The 15,178-nt window shown below is 67.2% G+C and carries 9 protein-coding genes; 7 read left to right on the forward strand and 2 right to left on the reverse strand.

Features of this window, described 5'->3' with window-relative positions; genetic code table 11:
* Positions 1-4: 4 nt before the first annotated feature.
* The 7 genes from N0K08_RS20505 (at position 5) to N0K08_RS20535 (ending at position 11,024) form a co-directional block, all read left to right on the forward strand.
* Positions 5-1,480 (forward strand): di-heme oxidoreductase family protein, encoded by a 1,476-nt coding sequence (locus N0K08_RS20505; protein WP_261502262.1) that lies wholly within the window; start codon positions 5-7, stop codon positions 1,478-1,480.
* A gap of 16 nt (positions 1,481-1,496) precedes the next feature.
* A complete protein-coding gene (locus N0K08_RS20510) occupies positions 1,497-2,597 on the forward strand; it encodes an imelysin family protein (protein ID WP_261502263.1) in 1,101 nt (366 codons plus the stop codon).
* Positions 2,598-2,600: 3 nt separating this feature from the next.
* Positions 2,601-3,815 (forward strand): DUF1513 domain-containing protein, encoded by a 1,215-nt coding sequence (locus tag N0K08_RS20515; RefSeq protein WP_261502264.1) that lies wholly within the window; start codon positions 2,601-2,603, stop codon positions 3,813-3,815.
* A 173-nt stretch (positions 3,816-3,988) separates the two neighbouring features.
* Positions 3,989-5,962: a TonB-dependent receptor plug domain-containing protein gene (locus N0K08_RS20520; RefSeq protein WP_261502265.1), complete on the forward strand. Its 1,974-nt coding sequence runs from the start codon at positions 3,989-3,991 to the stop codon at positions 5,960-5,962.
* Between the two features lie 125 nt (positions 5,963-6,087).
* A complete protein-coding gene (gene cobN / locus N0K08_RS20525) occupies positions 6,088-10,083 on the forward strand; it encodes a cobaltochelatase subunit CobN (RefSeq protein WP_261502267.1) in 3,996 nt (1,331 codons plus the stop codon).
* A gap of 45 nt (positions 10,084-10,128) precedes the next feature.
* A complete protein-coding gene (locus N0K08_RS20530; protein WP_261502268.1) occupies positions 10,129-10,695 on the forward strand; it encodes a MotA/TolQ/ExbB proton channel family protein in 567 nt (188 codons plus the stop codon).
* Positions 10,692-11,024, forward strand: a complete 333-nt coding sequence (locus N0K08_RS20535) for a DUF2149 domain-containing protein (protein WP_261502269.1) — start codon at positions 10,692-10,694, stop codon at positions 11,022-11,024. Before N0K08_RS20530 ends, N0K08_RS20535 begins: the two co-directional genes overlap by 4 nt.
* 132 nt (positions 11,025-11,156) lie before the next feature.
* On the opposite strand, the gene N0K08_RS20540 is transcribed toward N0K08_RS20535, so the two are convergent.
* Both N0K08_RS20540 and N0K08_RS20545 read right to left on the reverse strand, forming a co-directional pair.
* Positions 11,157-13,508 carry a membrane-bound PQQ-dependent dehydrogenase, glucose/quinate/shikimate family gene (locus tag N0K08_RS20540; RefSeq protein ID WP_261502270.1) on the reverse strand — a complete coding sequence of 784 codons (2,352 nt, stop codon included), beginning with the start codon at positions 13,506-13,508 and terminating at the stop codon, positions 11,157-11,159.
* Positions 13,509-13,851: 343 nt separating this feature from the next.
* Positions 13,852-15,066 carry an MFS transporter gene (locus N0K08_RS20545; RefSeq protein ID WP_261502271.1) on the reverse strand — a complete coding sequence of 405 codons (1,215 nt, stop codon included), beginning with the start codon at positions 15,064-15,066 and terminating at the stop codon, positions 13,852-13,854.
* Positions 15,067-15,178 lie beyond the last annotated feature (112 nt).

A 15,178-nucleotide genomic window follows, 5' to 3' on the forward strand; every position in this document is an offset into this window, starting at 1 on the left:
CGCCATGAAAATTTTGACAGAGGGGCGGCCCCTGGCCTGGGGCTTGGCGGCTGCCGTGGCCTTGACCGCCCTGACCGCCCAGGTGCTCGCCGACCCGCGTGCTGAAACACCCGCTCCCACCGCAGCCCCGGCCGAGCAGCCGCCCGAGCATCTGCCCGGCGGCCAGACCACGGTATTCGCCACCGGGCGCAACGCTTTTTCCTTTCCCGCGGCGAACCTCACCGATGCCGAGCGCACGCGTTTCGTCATCGGCAACTCTTTCTTCAAGCGCAACTGGGTGCAGGCCCCCGCCTCGACCACGGCGCGCGACGGCCTGGGTCCGCATTTTCTGGCCCGCTCCTGCGGCGGCTGCCATGTGCAGGACGGCCGCGCCCAGCCGCCCGACTTCCACAGCGGCCTGACGCCGCGCAACCAGGCCGGTCTGTTATTGCGCCTGTCGGTGCCGGGTCGCAGCGCCGAAGGCGGCCCGCTGCCCGAAGCCACCTATGGCGACCAGCTCAACCACCTGGCCGTCGACGGCGTCAAGCCCGAAGGCCAGTTGCACATCCGCTACGAAACACTCCACGGTGCCTTCGCCGACGGCACGCCCTACACGCTGGAAAAACCGCTGTATTCAGTGCGCGATCTGGGCTATGGGCCTATGGCCAAAAACACCATGCTCAGCCCGCGGATCGCGCCCCAGGTGATAGGCCTGGGCCTGCTCGAAGCCATTCCCGACGCCGAAATCGAAGCCAATGCGCGCCAGCAGCAGGCCGCGGGCGGCGCCGTCCGCGGCCAAGTCAACCGGGTCTGGGACGCCTATGCGGGCGCCACCGTGCTCGGGCGTTTTGGCTGGAAGGCCAACGTCGCCAGCGTGGCCCACCAGACGGCCGGCGCTTTCCTGGGCGACATCGGCATCACCTCCAGGCATTTCGCCGATGAGGCCTGCACGCATGCCCAGACTGACTGCCGCCAGGCCCCCCGCGGCGCGCAGGGCAAGGGCGTGGAAATCGACGACCCGGCGCTGAACGACGTGATCTTCTACCAGGCCACGCTCGCGCCGCCCGCGCGGCGCAAGCCTGCCGATCCGCAAGTGCTGCAAGGCCAGCAGATTTTCACCAACGCCCAGTGCGCGGCCTGCCACCGGCCCAGCTACGTCACCGGCCAGCCGCGCTTTCCGCGCCTGAGCAGCCCGGCCGTGGAAGGACAGACCATCTTCCCCTACACCGACCTGCTGCTGCACGACATGGGCCCGGGCCTGGCCGACGGCCGACCCGACTTTCTGGCCAACGGCAACCAGTGGCGCACGCCGCCGCTGTGGGGCCTGGGACTGGTCAAGGCCGTGAACGGCCACACCCGGCTGCTGCACGATGGCCGCGCGCGCAACACGCTCGAAGCCGTGCTGTGGCACGACGGCGAAGCCCGTCCTGCGCGCGACGCGGTGCTGCAGTTGAACGCGCAGGAGCGTGAGGCCCTGGTGCAATTTCTGGAATCGCTGTAACGCAGCCTGAACTCCCATGCATAAAACCCCGTTCTCCCCCGCTCGCCAAGGCGCGCGCACCTGCGCGGCCCTGGCCTTGCTCGGCATGGCCAGCGCCCTGCTGCCTGCCGCCGCACAAACCAGCGCTGGCGCCGCGTGGCAGCAGGTGGCCGTGCCGTTCTACACGCCCGTGCACTTGAGCGCCGGCCTCACCACCCAGTGGTATGGCGCCAGCGCCAATGCCCTGGAAAAAAGCGCCCAAGCCCAGGTGGAGCGCTGGCAGCAATACTGCGCGGGCAGCGTGCCGGCCACCGATGTCCAGCAAGGCTGGCGCGCCGCCACCACCGACTGGGACCGTCTGTCCAGCGTGGCCCTGGGCCCGCTGATCGAACGCCGCTCCATGCGCCTGATCGACTTCCAGCCGCTGCGCCCCGCCGCCGTGCGCAAGGCCATTGCCGCCGCGCCGGCCGATCTGTCGGCCATGGAGCGCATAGGCGCGCCGGCCAAGGGCTTTCCGGCCCTCGAATGGCTGCTCTGGACCGAACCGGCCGCGCCCCACACTCCCGCCTGCCGCTACGGACTGCTGGCGGCACGCGAAGTCCATGCCGAAGCCCGGGCGCTGCAGCAGGAATTCGCACAGCTCGCGCGCACGCCCTGGGAGGAAGACGACACCGGCGCTCCCGCCGCCGCCCTGATGGCGGAGTTCGTCAACCAGTGGCTGGGCGGGCTCGAGCGCCTGCGCTGGCAGCAGATGGAAAAACCGGTGCGCAGCCAGGGCAAGAGCCCGGAGCCCGAATTCGCGCGCCGCGCCAGCCAGACCAGCCTGCAGACCTGGCGTGCGCAATGGGCCGCGCTGCGTGCGCTGGCCGTCAGCACCAGCAGCGCCACACCGCTGGCGGGCCGGGACCTGGTGCCCATAGAGCTTTATCTGCGCGGACGCGGCCTCAACGACCTGGCCCAGCAATGGCTGCTCACCGTGGAGGCCGCCGACCAGGCCATGGCCCGGCTCGCATCGACCGACAAGGACGCGGTGCTGCAGGCGGTCAAGGCGCTGAACCAAGTCAAGCAGCAGATGCAGGACAAGGTCGCGCCCGCCTTGCAGGTCAACATCGGCTTCTCAGACGCCGACGGAGATTGAGCCATGCGTGAGTTATTACACCGCAGACAATGGCTGCAGCAGGCGCTGGGCTGGGCCATGCTGCCGGCCCTGTCGCTGGCCGCGCGCGCGCAGGCCAACGGCGCACTACCGCGCTTTATCGCGGCCTGGCAGAACGGCGCACAGCAACACATAGGCCAGCTCGCCTGGACCGGCGCCACCACGGCCTCCGGGCCGCAGTTGCTGCCGCTGCAGTCGCTGGAAGTGCCCACGCGCGCCCATGCGCTGCAGCAGGAAGCCTCGGGCGCCATCCTGGCCGTGGCGCGCCGGCCTGGCGACTGGCTGGTACGCTGGCTGCCCGGCCAGGCAGCGCAATGGCTGTGGATCGAGCCCGACCGCGTCTTCAACGGCCATCTGCTGGCCAGTGCCGACGGCCGCCATATCTACACCACCGAAACCGATCTGGCCGACAGCCAGGGCCTGATCGGCGTGCGCGACGCACGCAGCCTGGAGAAAGTGGCCGAATGGCGCACCGGCGGCATGGACCCGCACCAGCTGCTGCTGGACAGCGACGGCAGCCTGATCGTGGCCAACGGCGGCATCCCGACCCAGTCCGAAACCGGGCGGCGCAAGCTGCGCCTGGACCATATGGACTCGTCCGTCGTGCGCCTCGCGCCCCAGGATCAAGGCGCGCTGCAAGGCCAGTGGAAGCTCAGCGACCCGCGGCTGAGCCTGCGCCACCTGGCCTGGGGCGCGCAGGTACAATCCGGCCAGGCGAGGCCCGGCCAGGCGAGGCCCGGCCAGGTCAGGCCCGGCCAGCCGCGCCGCTGGCTGGGCGTGGCCTTGCAGGCCGAGCACGACGAGGCCGAGGCCAAGCTCAACGCGCCCGTGCTGGCCGTGTTCGACGGCGCATCACTGCGCACCGTGGCCGCGCCACAGGCGCTGGCGGGCTATGGCGGCGACATCGCTTTCACCGGCACGGCATTCGCCGTCAGCTGCCCGCGCGTCAACGGCGTGGCGCTGTTCGCGCCCTCCCCGTCCGGGGCGGACATTCAGTGGCAAGGGCTGCAGCCACTGGCGGGCGCTTATGCGCTCGCGGCCACACCCCCGTCCGATCCGCCGGCATCGCCCCGCCTCTGGGTCGGCGGCGCCAGCGAAGCCTTTGCCCTGGATGCCGCAGGCCAGGCTGCCGGCGTGGCACCCGCCAGCCTGGGCGCGATCCAGCTCGACAACCACTGGCTGCGCGCGCAAGGCAGCTGAAACGCACTGAGCCGGCGCGAACGAACACCGCAAGTGTTGGATTCGCACCGTATTTTCCACAAAGGAAAATATATGAATGAGAATAGTTTTCGTTTGCATTACAATTTGTAAACAATTTCCATTCCCATTGGTCCCGCAATGCAGCGCAGCAGCTTCCCGGGCCGGAGTTCCTCATGCCTTCATCCACCCACGCAGACCGCTGCGCACCGCGCCGTCTGGCCCCTTCCCTGACCCCTCTGGCATCGGCCCTGTGCCTGGCCCTGCCCGCGCTGGCCTTTGCCCAGACGCCCCCCGCCGCAAGCCAGGACCTGGCCACGGTCACCGTCACGGCCACCCTGCAAGAGCACGACACCCGCACCGCACCGGCCTCGGTCAGCATCGTGGACCGCGCGCGCCTGGACCAGCAGCAGCCCGCCGACCTGTTCGAAGCCGTGCGCGGCCAGACCGGCATAGGCTTCAACGCCACCAACACCGCGGGACGCCGCACCCTGTCCATGCGCGGCATGGACGGCAAGCATGTGCTGACCATGGTCGACGGCAAGCGCATTGCCGCCACCGATGACATCGTCGGCCATTCCAACTTCCAGTTCGGCTGGGTGCCCATGGCCGCCGTGGAACGCGTGGAAATCATCCGCGGCCCCATGTCCACGCTCTACGGCTCCGAAGCCCTGGGCGGCGTGATCAACATGGTCACGCGCCAGCCCACGGGCGACCGCTGGGAAACCTCGATCTACACCAAGGCCGGCACGCAGACCGACCGCTCGGGCGGCAACCTGGGCCAGGCCTCGATCTACACCGCCGGCAAGGTCAACGACATGCTGTCGCTGCGCCTGTCCGGCACGGCGGCCCACGCCGATGCCATCGCCAAGCCGAGCAACCCCAGCCTTTCGGCCATCGAAGGCCAGAACAATGCCCAGGGCAGCGTCGGCGGCACGTTGAAGATCAATGCCGACCATTCGCTGGACTTCAACCTCATGGCCGGCAAGGAACGGCGCTTCTTCGACACCAGCAAGACCGTCAACAAGCTGCCCGTGGTCTATGAAAGCGATTACGACCTCGACCGCCGCCAGGCGGATGTGACCTGGAAAGGCCGATTCGGCGGCTGGAAAACCCAGGCCCGCGCCTATGGCAGCGACATCCGCATCACCAACTCCGCCAGCAAGGGCGTGGCACCGGCCACGCCCCAGCGCATGCAGGAGAAAGTCATAGACGGCTTTGCCTCGACCCGTTTCGGTGCCCACCAGTTCACGACCGGCGCCGAACTGCGCCGTGAAAGCCTGACCCACTCCGAACTCAACCAGGGCAGCGACAGCGCCACGCACAAGGCGGTGTTCGCCCAGGACGAATGGGCACTGACCCAAAGCCTGAGCCTGACCACCGGCCTGCGCGCCGACCACCACGCCCTGTTCGGCAGCGAGTTCAGCCCGCGCGCCTACCTGGTCTGGGAAGCTTCGCCGGCCCTGGTCGTCAAGGGCGGCCTGGGCCACGCCTTCAAGGCCCCCACGCTCAAGCAGATGTCGGGCAACTACCACTACAACGGCGCCAGCTACGACATCTACGGCAACCCCGATCTCAAGCCCGAATCGCTCAACTCCATCGAACTGGGCGCGACCTGGCAGCCTACGTCCGCACTGGAACTGCAGGCCACGCTGTTCCACAACGACGTCAAGAACCTGATCGCCAGCAAAATCATCGGCCCCAAGGTCAACAACCGCAACCAGTACTGGTACTCGAACGTCGACAAGGCGCGCATCACCGGCCTGGAGCTCGGTGCGAACTGGGACATCAGCCGCCAATGGCGCTGGAGCAACAACGCCACCTTCATGGCCACCAAGGACCTGACGACCGGCAACCGCCTCGACTACCGCCCGCGCGTGGGCTTCAACTCCGCGGTGGACTGGAACGGCCACGACGGCTGGAACGCACGCCTGGACCTGAACTACTTCGGCAGCCAGGTCGCCGCATCGGTCCCGCTGCCCGCTTTCAGCGTCTGGAACGTGAGCGTGGGCAAGAAGCTCAACAAGACCTACACCGCGCGCGCCGGTCTGGACAACATCGGCAACGTGGACCTGGCCGAGAAATCGGCCGACTTCAAGAATGCCGAACGCGGCCGCACGCTGTTTGTCAGCCTGCAAGCCGACTTCTAAAAAGGCGCTGACGCCCGGCAGGCGTGCTCGCGCCTGCCGCCCCCAAGCTACCCGCTTCACCGCCGGTGGCTTTGTTCGCATTAAAAGGCAGGCCGCTGACGGGCAACCGCCCAGCGCCTGACGCCATGAAATTTCTCTGTTTGATCCCCTGGATGCTGGGCTGGCTGCTGCTGACCGGCGCCAGCGCACAGGCCGGCCCGGCGGCCCCCGCACGCCACAACGTGCTCATCATTTCGGCCAGCAACGTGCCCCTGGGCAAATTCACCGCCCTGGCGCCGCTGGCCTTGGACGCCGGCGTGAGCATCCAGCAACGCAGCCTGCAATCCCTGCCCGAGCAGCCCGAGGCCGGCAGCTTCGCGGGCTTCGACCTGGTGCTGATCGACGCCTACCAGCAGGAACAGGTGCAGGCCAAGCTCGGCGCCGTTCTGCCGCAACTGCCCATGCCCCATGTCTGGCTGCTCGAAGCCGGCCCCGCGGGACGCGGCTTCGCTGCGGCCGATGTGGAGCAGCTCACGCGCTACTACGTCAACGGCGGCCAGGCCAATTACCGCCACTTTTTCCTGACCCTCCAGGCCCTGCTCGAAAAGCGCCGCCCCGAAGGCATTCCCGCGCCGCAGGTGTTTCCCAAGGTGGGCATCTACCACCCGCGCGCGCCGCTGCAGGTATTTGCCAGCACGGCCGAATATTTCGCCTGGCGCGGCATCCGCCTTGACGCGCCCGATCAGCGCCCGCCGGTCGTGGCCCTGAGCTTTCACCAGACACAGATCGGCGGCCTGCAGACGGCCGTGATCGATGATCTGGTCGCGCGCATCGAAGGCGCGGGCGCCGTGGCCCTGCCCTATTACAGCCCCTCGATGGACGAGCAAGCCCACCTGCAAATCCTGCAACCGGGCGGCCGGCGCGCCGCCGATGTGCTGATCAACACCCGCATCATGCTCAACGCCGACGGCACGCGGCGCGCCTTCGAGCAACTGGGCATTCCCGTGGTCCAGGCCACGACCTACCGGCGCGGCTCGCCCGAAGATTGGGCCAAGGACCCCCAGGGCATTCCCGCCATGGACTTGCCGCTGTACGTCGCCCAGGCCGAATACACCGGCATCAACGACATCCAGATCGCCTCGGCCATCGACCCGCTCAGCGGCGAGCAGCTGCCCCTGGACGCGCAAGCGCAATCCGTGGTCACCAAGGCCTTGAACTGGGTGCGGCTGCAACGCAAGCCCGCGGCCGACAAGCAGTTGGCCATCTTTTTCTGGAACTCGCCTCCGGGTGAGAAGAACCTCGCCTCGGCCTTTCTCAATGTGCCGACCAGCCTGATCCAGAGCCTCACGACGCTGCGCGATGCGGGCTACACCACCGAAGTGCCCACACAGGAGGTGCTGATTGAGAAGCTCCAGCGCCTGCTCGCGCCGCTGTACCGCGATGCCCGTCTCGACGACCTGCTGCGCGACGGACTCGCGGCCACCCTGCCCGTGGCGCGCTACGAAGCCTGGCTGAACAATCTGCCCCCGCAGGTGCGTGCCGATGTCACGCGTCGCTGGGGCCAGCCGGCCGCGTCCGACATGGTGATCCAGCACCAGGGCCAGCCGGTGTTCGTGATTCCGCGCCTGCAACTGGGCCGCGCCGTGCTGCTGCCCCAGCCGCCGCGCAGCGACAAGCAGGACAACCAGGAACGCGCGCTCTACCACTCGTTGAGCGCCGTGCCCACCCACTTCTACCTCGCCGCCTACCTCTGGGCGCGCGAAACCATGGCCAGCGACGCCATCGTCCACTTCGGCACCCACGGCTCCCAGGAATGGCTGCCGGGCAAGGAGCGCGGCCTGGCCGTGACCGACTACCCTTCGCTGACGGTGGGCGACCTGCCCGTGGTCTATCCCTATATCGTCGACAACATCGGCGAAGCCCAGCAGGCCAAGCGCCGCGGCCGCGCCGTGACGCTGAGCTACCAGACGCCGCCCTTCCAGCCCGCGGGCATGCACCAGGCCTGGAGCGAAGTCCACGACTTGCTGCACGCCTGGCAGGACCAGGACCAGGGCGCCGTCAAGGACCAGTACCGGGCCGACATCCTGGCGCGCGTCAAGGCCGAGCGCATGGACCAGAACATGGGCTGGAAAGACGGCCACAGGCCCGACAACTTCGCCGCCTTCGTCGAAGCCCTGCACGCCCACCTGCATGAACTCGCCGAAACCGTCCAGCCCCTGGGCCTGCACACCCTGGGCCAGCCGCCCGCGCAGGAGCACCGCCTGGCCACCGTGGTGATGATGCTGGGCCGCGACTACTGGCATGCCGCAGCCCGCGCCGCGGGCGTGGCCGAGAGCGAGATCGACGAAGCCATGGTCGGCGACTACCGCCGATTCACCCAGAGCGCGCCTTTCCAGCTGCTGGCGCAATTCATCGCCGGCACGGCGACAGCGCCGGACCCGGCCCTGCAAGCCCAGCTCGCCCAGGGCCGTGAATGGTATGGCCGCCTCGACGCTTCGGGCGAAATGCCGGCACTGCTCAACGCGCTGGCCGGCAAATACATTCCCACCTCCTACGGCGGCGACCCGATCAAGAACCCCGACGCCTTCCCCACGGGCCGCAACCTCTACGGCTTCGATCCTTCGCGCATTCCCAGCGCCCAGGCCTGGGCCGCGGGCCAGAAGGCCGCCGAGCAGATGATTGCCGCCCACCGCGACAACACCGGCAAGGCCCTGGACAAGGTGACTTTCTCGCTGTGGTCGGTCGAAACCATGCGCCACCAGGGCCTGCTCGAAGCCCAGGCCCTGTGGCTGATGGGCGTGGAGCCGGTCTGGGACAAGGGCGGACGCGTGATCGATGTGCGCCGCGTGGACCGCAAGACCCTGGGCCGCCCGCGCGTGGACGTGGTGCTGTCGGCCACGGGCCTGTACCGCGACCACTTCCCCAACGCCCTGCGCCAGCTCGCGCGCGCTGCCCAGCTGGCCGCGACGGCCGAGGAAGCCGACAACCCCGCCTGGCGCTTCAGCCAGCAGGTGCAAAAGCGCCTGATCGCCCAGGGCGTTGCGCCTGAAGCGGCGGCCACGGCCAGCCAGACGCGCATCTTCTCGACGGCCAGCGGCGAATACGGCACGGGCCTGCCCGAAGCCACGCTGGCCACCGACTCCTGGGGCAGCAAGGCCGAAGGCGACAGCAAGCTGGCCGCGCTCTACCTGGACCGCATGCAATCGGCCTACGGCCCCGACGAAAAGCTCTGGGGCACCCAAGGCGTTGCCGGTCTGGGCACCAACCTCTACGCCGAGCACCTCAAGGGCACGCAGGCCGCCGTGCTCTCGCGCAGCTCCAACACCTACGGCATGCTCACCACCGACGACCCCTTCCAGTACCTGGGCGGCATAGGTCTGGCCGTGCGCGCGCTCGACGGCAAGGCGCCCGAGCTGTACATCTCCAACCTGCGCAACCCCGGCGCCACGCGCACCGAGTCGGCCGCCACCTTCTTGTCCAAGGAGCTCGCGACGCGGCAATTCCACCCGGGCTACATCCAGGGGCTGATGAAGGAAGGCTACTCGGGCACGCTGCGCGTGCTCGACGCCACCAACAACCTCTGGGGCTGGACCGCGACCTCGCATGAAATCGTGCGCGACGACCAGTGGCAGGAAATGGCCGACGTCTATGTGAACGACAAGCACCGGCTGGGCGTCAGGGAATGGATGGAAAAGAGCAACCCCCATGCCTACGCCCAGACCATGGAGCGCATGCTCGAAGCCGCGCGCAAAGGCTATTGGCAGACCGACGACGCCACGCTGGCCACGCTCAAGAACCGCTATCAGCAACTGCAGCAGCGCTTCGGCGTACAGCCCGCGAGCCGCGCGCTGATGGACTATGTGGCCGGCGCCGCCGACAGCAATGCGCTGCCGACGCAGGCGCCCGCGGCCGCGCCCCCCGCCGCAGCGCCAGCGCCAGCCGCGCCCCCCGAAGCCGCACCCGAACCCGCGCCAGCCACGCCCACCATCAGCGGCATGCAGCTGCAAAAGGTGGAGCCGCCTGCGCCCGCATCCCCCGCCAGCCTGCAGCAATGGCTGCTGTGGGCCCTGGTGCTGGCCGTGGTGGCCGCCGGCGCACTGCGCCAGGCCCGGCCGCGCCCCCTGCCCGCGGCAGCGCACTGAGCGCGCCGCCTCCTTACTTTTCTCTCTTGATTTGAAAGCCTTCCCATGACAAGCCTGCACATCGAATCCTGGATGTACACCATCGGCCAGCTGTTCCTGATTCCCACGCTGCTGGCCATCGCCCTGCTGTTCTTCTATTCGCTGTTCGCCTTCGGCCAGTTCGCCATGGCCCATGTCCAGCGCAAGAAGCAAAGGCTCAATGCCTCGGCCGCGCACAGCAGCGCCTACCCCCTGCTGCGCTGGGCCAGCCGCCACCCCGGCGCTTCGCCCGACGAGCGCGACCTCGCGGCCCACCGCCTGCTGGAAGTGCCGCGCGTGGCCACGCGCGTGACGCCCATGCTGGGCCTGGTCGCGACCATGATTCCCATGGGTCCGGCGCTCAAGAGCATCTCCAGCGGCGACATCGCCGCCGTCGCCGACAACCTGGCCGTGGCCTTCTCGGCGGTGATCCTGGCGCTGATCGCTTCGGCCCTGACCTACTGGATCGTCTCCGTGCGCCGCCGCTGGCTGGCCGAGGAAATCGTCTGGCTGCAGCAGAACGCGCCCATCGCCGCGCCCGCGCTGGCGCCCGGCGCCGTGGCCCCCACGTCCCACGCCGGAGTGAGCGCATGAGCCTCAAATTCCTCGAAGAAGGCGACGCCGAGGACCCCATCCTGTCCGTCGTCAACCTAATCGACATCTTCCTGGTGATCATCGCGGCCCTGTTGATCACCATCGCGCAGAACCCGCTGATGGCCGCCATGTCCCAGCCCGACGTCACCGTGGTCACCAACGCCGGCAAGGAAAGCATGGAAATGATCGTCAAGAAAGGCGACAAGGTCGAACGCTTCAAGGCCAACGGCCAGGCCGGCCAGGGCGAAGGCGCCAAGGCCGGCGTGGCCTACCGCATGAAGGACGGCTCGGTGGTGTATGTGCCCGAGACAGGGGACGCGGCGCCCTGAGTCCCTCGGCCCAAGCACCATCGCTTGGGCCATCGGGGATAAAAAAAAGGCCTTTTCAAGCACTCTCTGGAGAGGTTGAAAAGGCCTTTTCGCGGGACAGGCTGGCATGCCAGCCCCGCTTGCGCGCAGCGCTTACTTCTTCAGCTTGTACGCCACCACGTAATCACCGGCCTTGGTGCCGATGGAGCCGTGGCCGCCGGCCACCAGCACCACCACTTGCTCACCCTGGCTGTTGAGGTAGGTCATGGGCGTGGCCTGGCCGCCTGCGGGAATGCGGACATTCCACAGCACATTGCCCGTGGCCACGTCGTAGGCGCGGAAGTTGTTGTCCACCGCGGCGCCCAGGAAGGCCACGCCGCTGGCGGTCATCAAAGGACCACCGATCCCGGGCACACCCACCTTGATGGGCATGGGGATGGCCGACAGGTCACGGATGGTGCCGTTGCGGTACTGGTAGGCAATCTTGCCCGTGCGCAGATCGGCAGCGGCCACCGTGCCCCATGGTGGCACCTGGCAAGGCACGCCGACGGGCGAGAGGAAGGGATGCATCTTCACCGCGTAGTCCGCACCCGCGTTTTCATTGATGCCCTGCTCACCCAGGTTCATTTGCTGGCCGGCGAGCTGTGCACGCGGAATCAGCGTGGACACGAAGGCCAGGTAGGTCGGCATGCCGAACATCACCTGACGCTGGGGATCCACCGCCACGCTACCCCAGTTGAAGGTACCGAAGTTGCCGGGATAGACGATGGAGCCTTGCAGCGACGGAGGCGTGTAACGGCCTTCATAGCGCAGCTTCTTGAACTGGATGCGACACATCATCTGGTCGATCAAGCTCGCGCCCCACATGTCGGACTCCTTCAGCGGTGGCGGCTCGAAGCTCAGGGCCGAAACCGGCTGGGTGGCAGCCACGGTCTGGCCTGGAATTTCCGTGCCCTGAGGCGCTGCGCGTTCCGTGATGGCATGCACGGGCGTGCCGTCGCGGCGGTCCAGCACATAGACATCGCCTTGCTTGGTCGGCACCACGATAGAGGGCACGCGGCCCTTGGCCAGGTCCAGGTCGACCAGTACAGGCTGTGCGGGCGAATCCATGTCCCACAGGTCGTGGTGCATGAACGGCTGCACCCAACGCACCTTGCCGGTTTCCAGGTCCAGTGCCACCACCGAAGTGGCGTACTTTTCTTCATCGGCATTGCGGTACATGCCCAACTGGTCAGGCGTGCGATTGCCCATGGGGATGTAGACCATGCCCAGGGCCATGTCCACGCTGGACACGGACCAGCTGTTGGGCGACGACGCCTGGTAGGTCTGGTCGGGATTGTTGATGTCGAACGGCGCGGTGACGTCGGCCTTGCCCGAGTCCCAGTTCCACAGCAGCTGGCCCGTATGCACGTCATAGGCGCGAATCACGCCGGAAGGCGACTTGACGGCGTAGTTGTCGTTGACGGAGCCCCCGATGATCACCTTGTCACCGGCCACGACGGGTGGCGAGGTGGGGTTGTAGAAGCCCGGCTGCTTGGAAGGCATGTTGTGCATCAGATCGATGGCACCGCCCTTGCCGAAGTCCGCGCAAGGCTTGCCGGTGGCGGCATCCAGTGCGTACAGCTTGGCATCCGAAGTCGGCAGGAAGATGCGGTTCACGCAGGCAGCCGCCGCTGGCGCGGCTGCGACCTGGGTGGGTGCAGCGCTGCCGTGGAAGGAAACACCGCGGCAGGTCTGGTGTTGACGACCCGTTTCCAGGCCCGCCTGGGGATCGAAACGCCATTTTTCGGCACCGGTGTCGGCGTCGAGCGCGATGGCCAGGCTGTGGGGAGTGCACAGGTACAGATTGCCGTTGACCTTCAACGGGGTCGCCTGGTAGGTGGTCTCACCCACGTCGCCAGGCCCCTTCATGTCGCCCGTGCGGATCTGCCAGGCCACGTCCAGCTGGCTGACGTTCTCGGGCGTGATCTGCTTGAGGGGCGAGAAGCGCTGACCGTAGTGGGTACGGCCATAGGCGCCCCAGTCACCATCGGCCAGTGCGCCGTCGCCCAGCTTGGCGTCCGCATTGACCACTTCCATGGACAGCTTGCCTTCGGTCTCATGCAGGTGGAAAGGAATGCCGACCAGGGCCACCACGGCGGCCAGCGCCGAAGAGGCCAGCACGGGCCAGCCGGCGCTGAAAGGCGCGGGCGTGCCTGTGGCGCTACGGCGCGAAGCAGGAATGGCCATCACAAAGCCGATGATGGCGGGCAGACCCAGACGGGTTGCCAAAGGCCACCAGTGCAGACCCGATTCCCACAGGGACCAGGCCAGCAGCACCAGCATCCAGACGGCATACAAAGGGGTGGCCCAGCGTTGGCGCTTGAGAACGCCATAGGCGGCGATCAGCACGACCACGCCGCTCAGAAGATAAAAAGGGCTGCCGCCCAGGGCCAGCAGATAACCGCCCCCCAGGGTCAGCGGAATGCCGAGAACGGCCAGAAGCAGGAGGGTCAGTACATGCATGGCGTTTCCTTCCTCATCCATGGATTGGAGAAGTGATGCAGGGTTGGTATAGATGTTTTTTGCATGGTGTGATTACACGTATCGACGATGCCGCTGGATCAGCGCCTTGACTGCAAGAATGTGTCGATGGTGTCGATCCAGCCGCAGTTCGTCGGGGGGGCAATCATATTTCTCACGAGAAAAGCGCGCTGAGAAGAGTGAGCGCGCACCGCATTTTTCGCATCCAGGGGCTTCAAAAACATATTTCACAACTTTCTGAAATAAGAAAATATTTTGATGCGATAGCGGCTTAGCGCAGCTTTTCATGACAGCACAAGCAATTAAGTATCTAAAAAAACCATTATTAACACATGGGTCTACGCGTCTCTCGCCCGCGCGGATTCAGTCGCAAACCGAGCAGACACAGCAGCGCAAACAGGCCTCCGGCCCAGAAAGTCGCCACCGGCCCATAAACGTCCCACAGCAACCCGGCAATGACGCTGGCCACCAGCATGGCCACGCCGCTGGCCAGATTGAATACACCAAAAGCCGTCCCGCGCAAATCAGCGGGCGCGGTATCCGCCACCATGGCCGCCAGCAAGCCCTGCGTCATCCCCATGTGGATGCCCCAGACGGCCACCCCGGCGAGGACCATGCCCCAGTGCTGCGCGCAAGCCAGCAAAACGTCCGCCGCGATCAGCACCACCAGCCCCAATGCCAGCAGCTTGCTGTGCATCATGCGGTCGGACAGCTGGCCAAAGGGGTAGGCGCAAGCCGCATAAACCAGATTCATGGCGACCATCACCAAAGGCACGAGCGCCGTGGGAACGCCCACGTTCTGGGCGCGCAGCACGAGAAAGGCCTCGCTGAAACGCGCCAGCGTGAAGACCGCGCCCACCACCACGACCCACCAATAGGCCCCGCCCAACTTGCGCATGTTCTCGCGCCGGATCGGGTTGCTGCGGCGAGCGCCGGGCACGGCCGCGGGCTCGCGCACGCCCAGCAGCAGCACCAGCACCGCCAGCACCGCGGGGAAAACCGCGACCCAGAACACCGCGCGGTAGTCGTTGGCCCACAACAGCATCAGCCCCACGGCCAGCAGCGGCCCGAGAAAGGCCCCGACCGTATCCAGCGACTGCCGCAGGCCAAAGGCCGCGCCCCGGATCTCCGGCGGCGTCACGTCGGCCACCAGCGCATCGCGCGGCGCGCCGCGTATGCCTTTGCCGATGCGGTCGGTCAGCCGGGCAGCCACCACCAGGCCGGAGCCCGAGGCCAGGGCGAACAGCGGCTTGCTCAACGCGCCCAGCGCATAGCCCAGCAAGGCCAGGCCTTTGCGCTTGCCCCACCAGTCGCTCAGCACCCCGGAAAACACCTTGACCACCAGCGCCGTGGCCTCGGCCAACCCTTCGATCAGCCCCACCGCGAAAGCCGACATGCCCAGGGCGCCGACCATGAACATGGGCAGCAGGCTGTGGATCATCTCGGAAGAGATGTCCATCAGCATGCTCACCAAGCCCAGCGCCCAGACAGCGGTGGGAATGCGCGCCAGCACGCTCCTTGGGTTCGTGGTCTGTTCCATGGACACCTCGCTCGTCACGGGCCGTCGAACTCCCAGCCGGGAGCATCAGGCCGGGCCGCACTCCATACTATTCCTTCGACAGGCCTCAGGCGCATGCAGTGAGCAGTTGGTG

The sequence above is a fragment of the Acidovorax bellezanensis genome, from assembly GCF_025421555.1.
GTDB lineage: Bacteria > Pseudomonadota > Gammaproteobacteria > Burkholderiales > Burkholderiaceae_C > Comamonas > Comamonas bellezanensis.

What these genes read in the sequence shown, in the direction of transcription:
- N0K08_RS20505 (WP_261502262.1), top strand. Translation starts at nt 5, where the DNA reads ATGAAAATTTTGACAGAGGGGCGGCCCCTGGCCTGGGGCTTGGCGGCT.
- N0K08_RS20510 (WP_261502263.1), top strand. Translation starts at nt 1,497, where the DNA reads ATGCATAAAACCCCGTTCTCCCCCGCTCGCCAAGGCGCGCGCACCTGC.
- N0K08_RS20515 (WP_261502264.1), top strand. Translation starts at nt 2,601, where the DNA reads ATGCGTGAGTTATTACACCGCAGACAATGGCTGCAGCAGGCGCTGGGC.
- N0K08_RS20520 (WP_261502265.1), top strand. Translation starts at nt 3,989, where the DNA reads ATGCCTTCATCCACCCACGCAGACCGCTGCGCACCGCGCCGTCTGGCC.
- cobN (WP_261502267.1), top strand. Translation starts at nt 6,088, where the DNA reads ATGAAATTTCTCTGTTTGATCCCCTGGATGCTGGGCTGGCTGCTGCTG.
- N0K08_RS20530 (WP_261502268.1), top strand. Translation starts at nt 10,129, where the DNA reads ATGACAAGCCTGCACATCGAATCCTGGATGTACACCATCGGCCAGCTG.
- N0K08_RS20535 (WP_261502269.1), top strand. Translation starts at nt 10,692, where the DNA reads ATGAGCCTCAAATTCCTCGAAGAAGGCGACGCCGAGGACCCCATCCTG.
- N0K08_RS20540 (WP_261502270.1), bottom strand. Translation starts at nt 13,508, where the DNA reads ATGCATGTACTGACCCTCCTGCTTCTGGCCGTTCTCGGCATTCCGCTG.
- N0K08_RS20545 (WP_261502271.1), bottom strand. Translation starts at nt 15,066, where the DNA reads ATGGAACAGACCACGAACCCAAGGAGCGTGCTGGCGCGCATTCCCACC.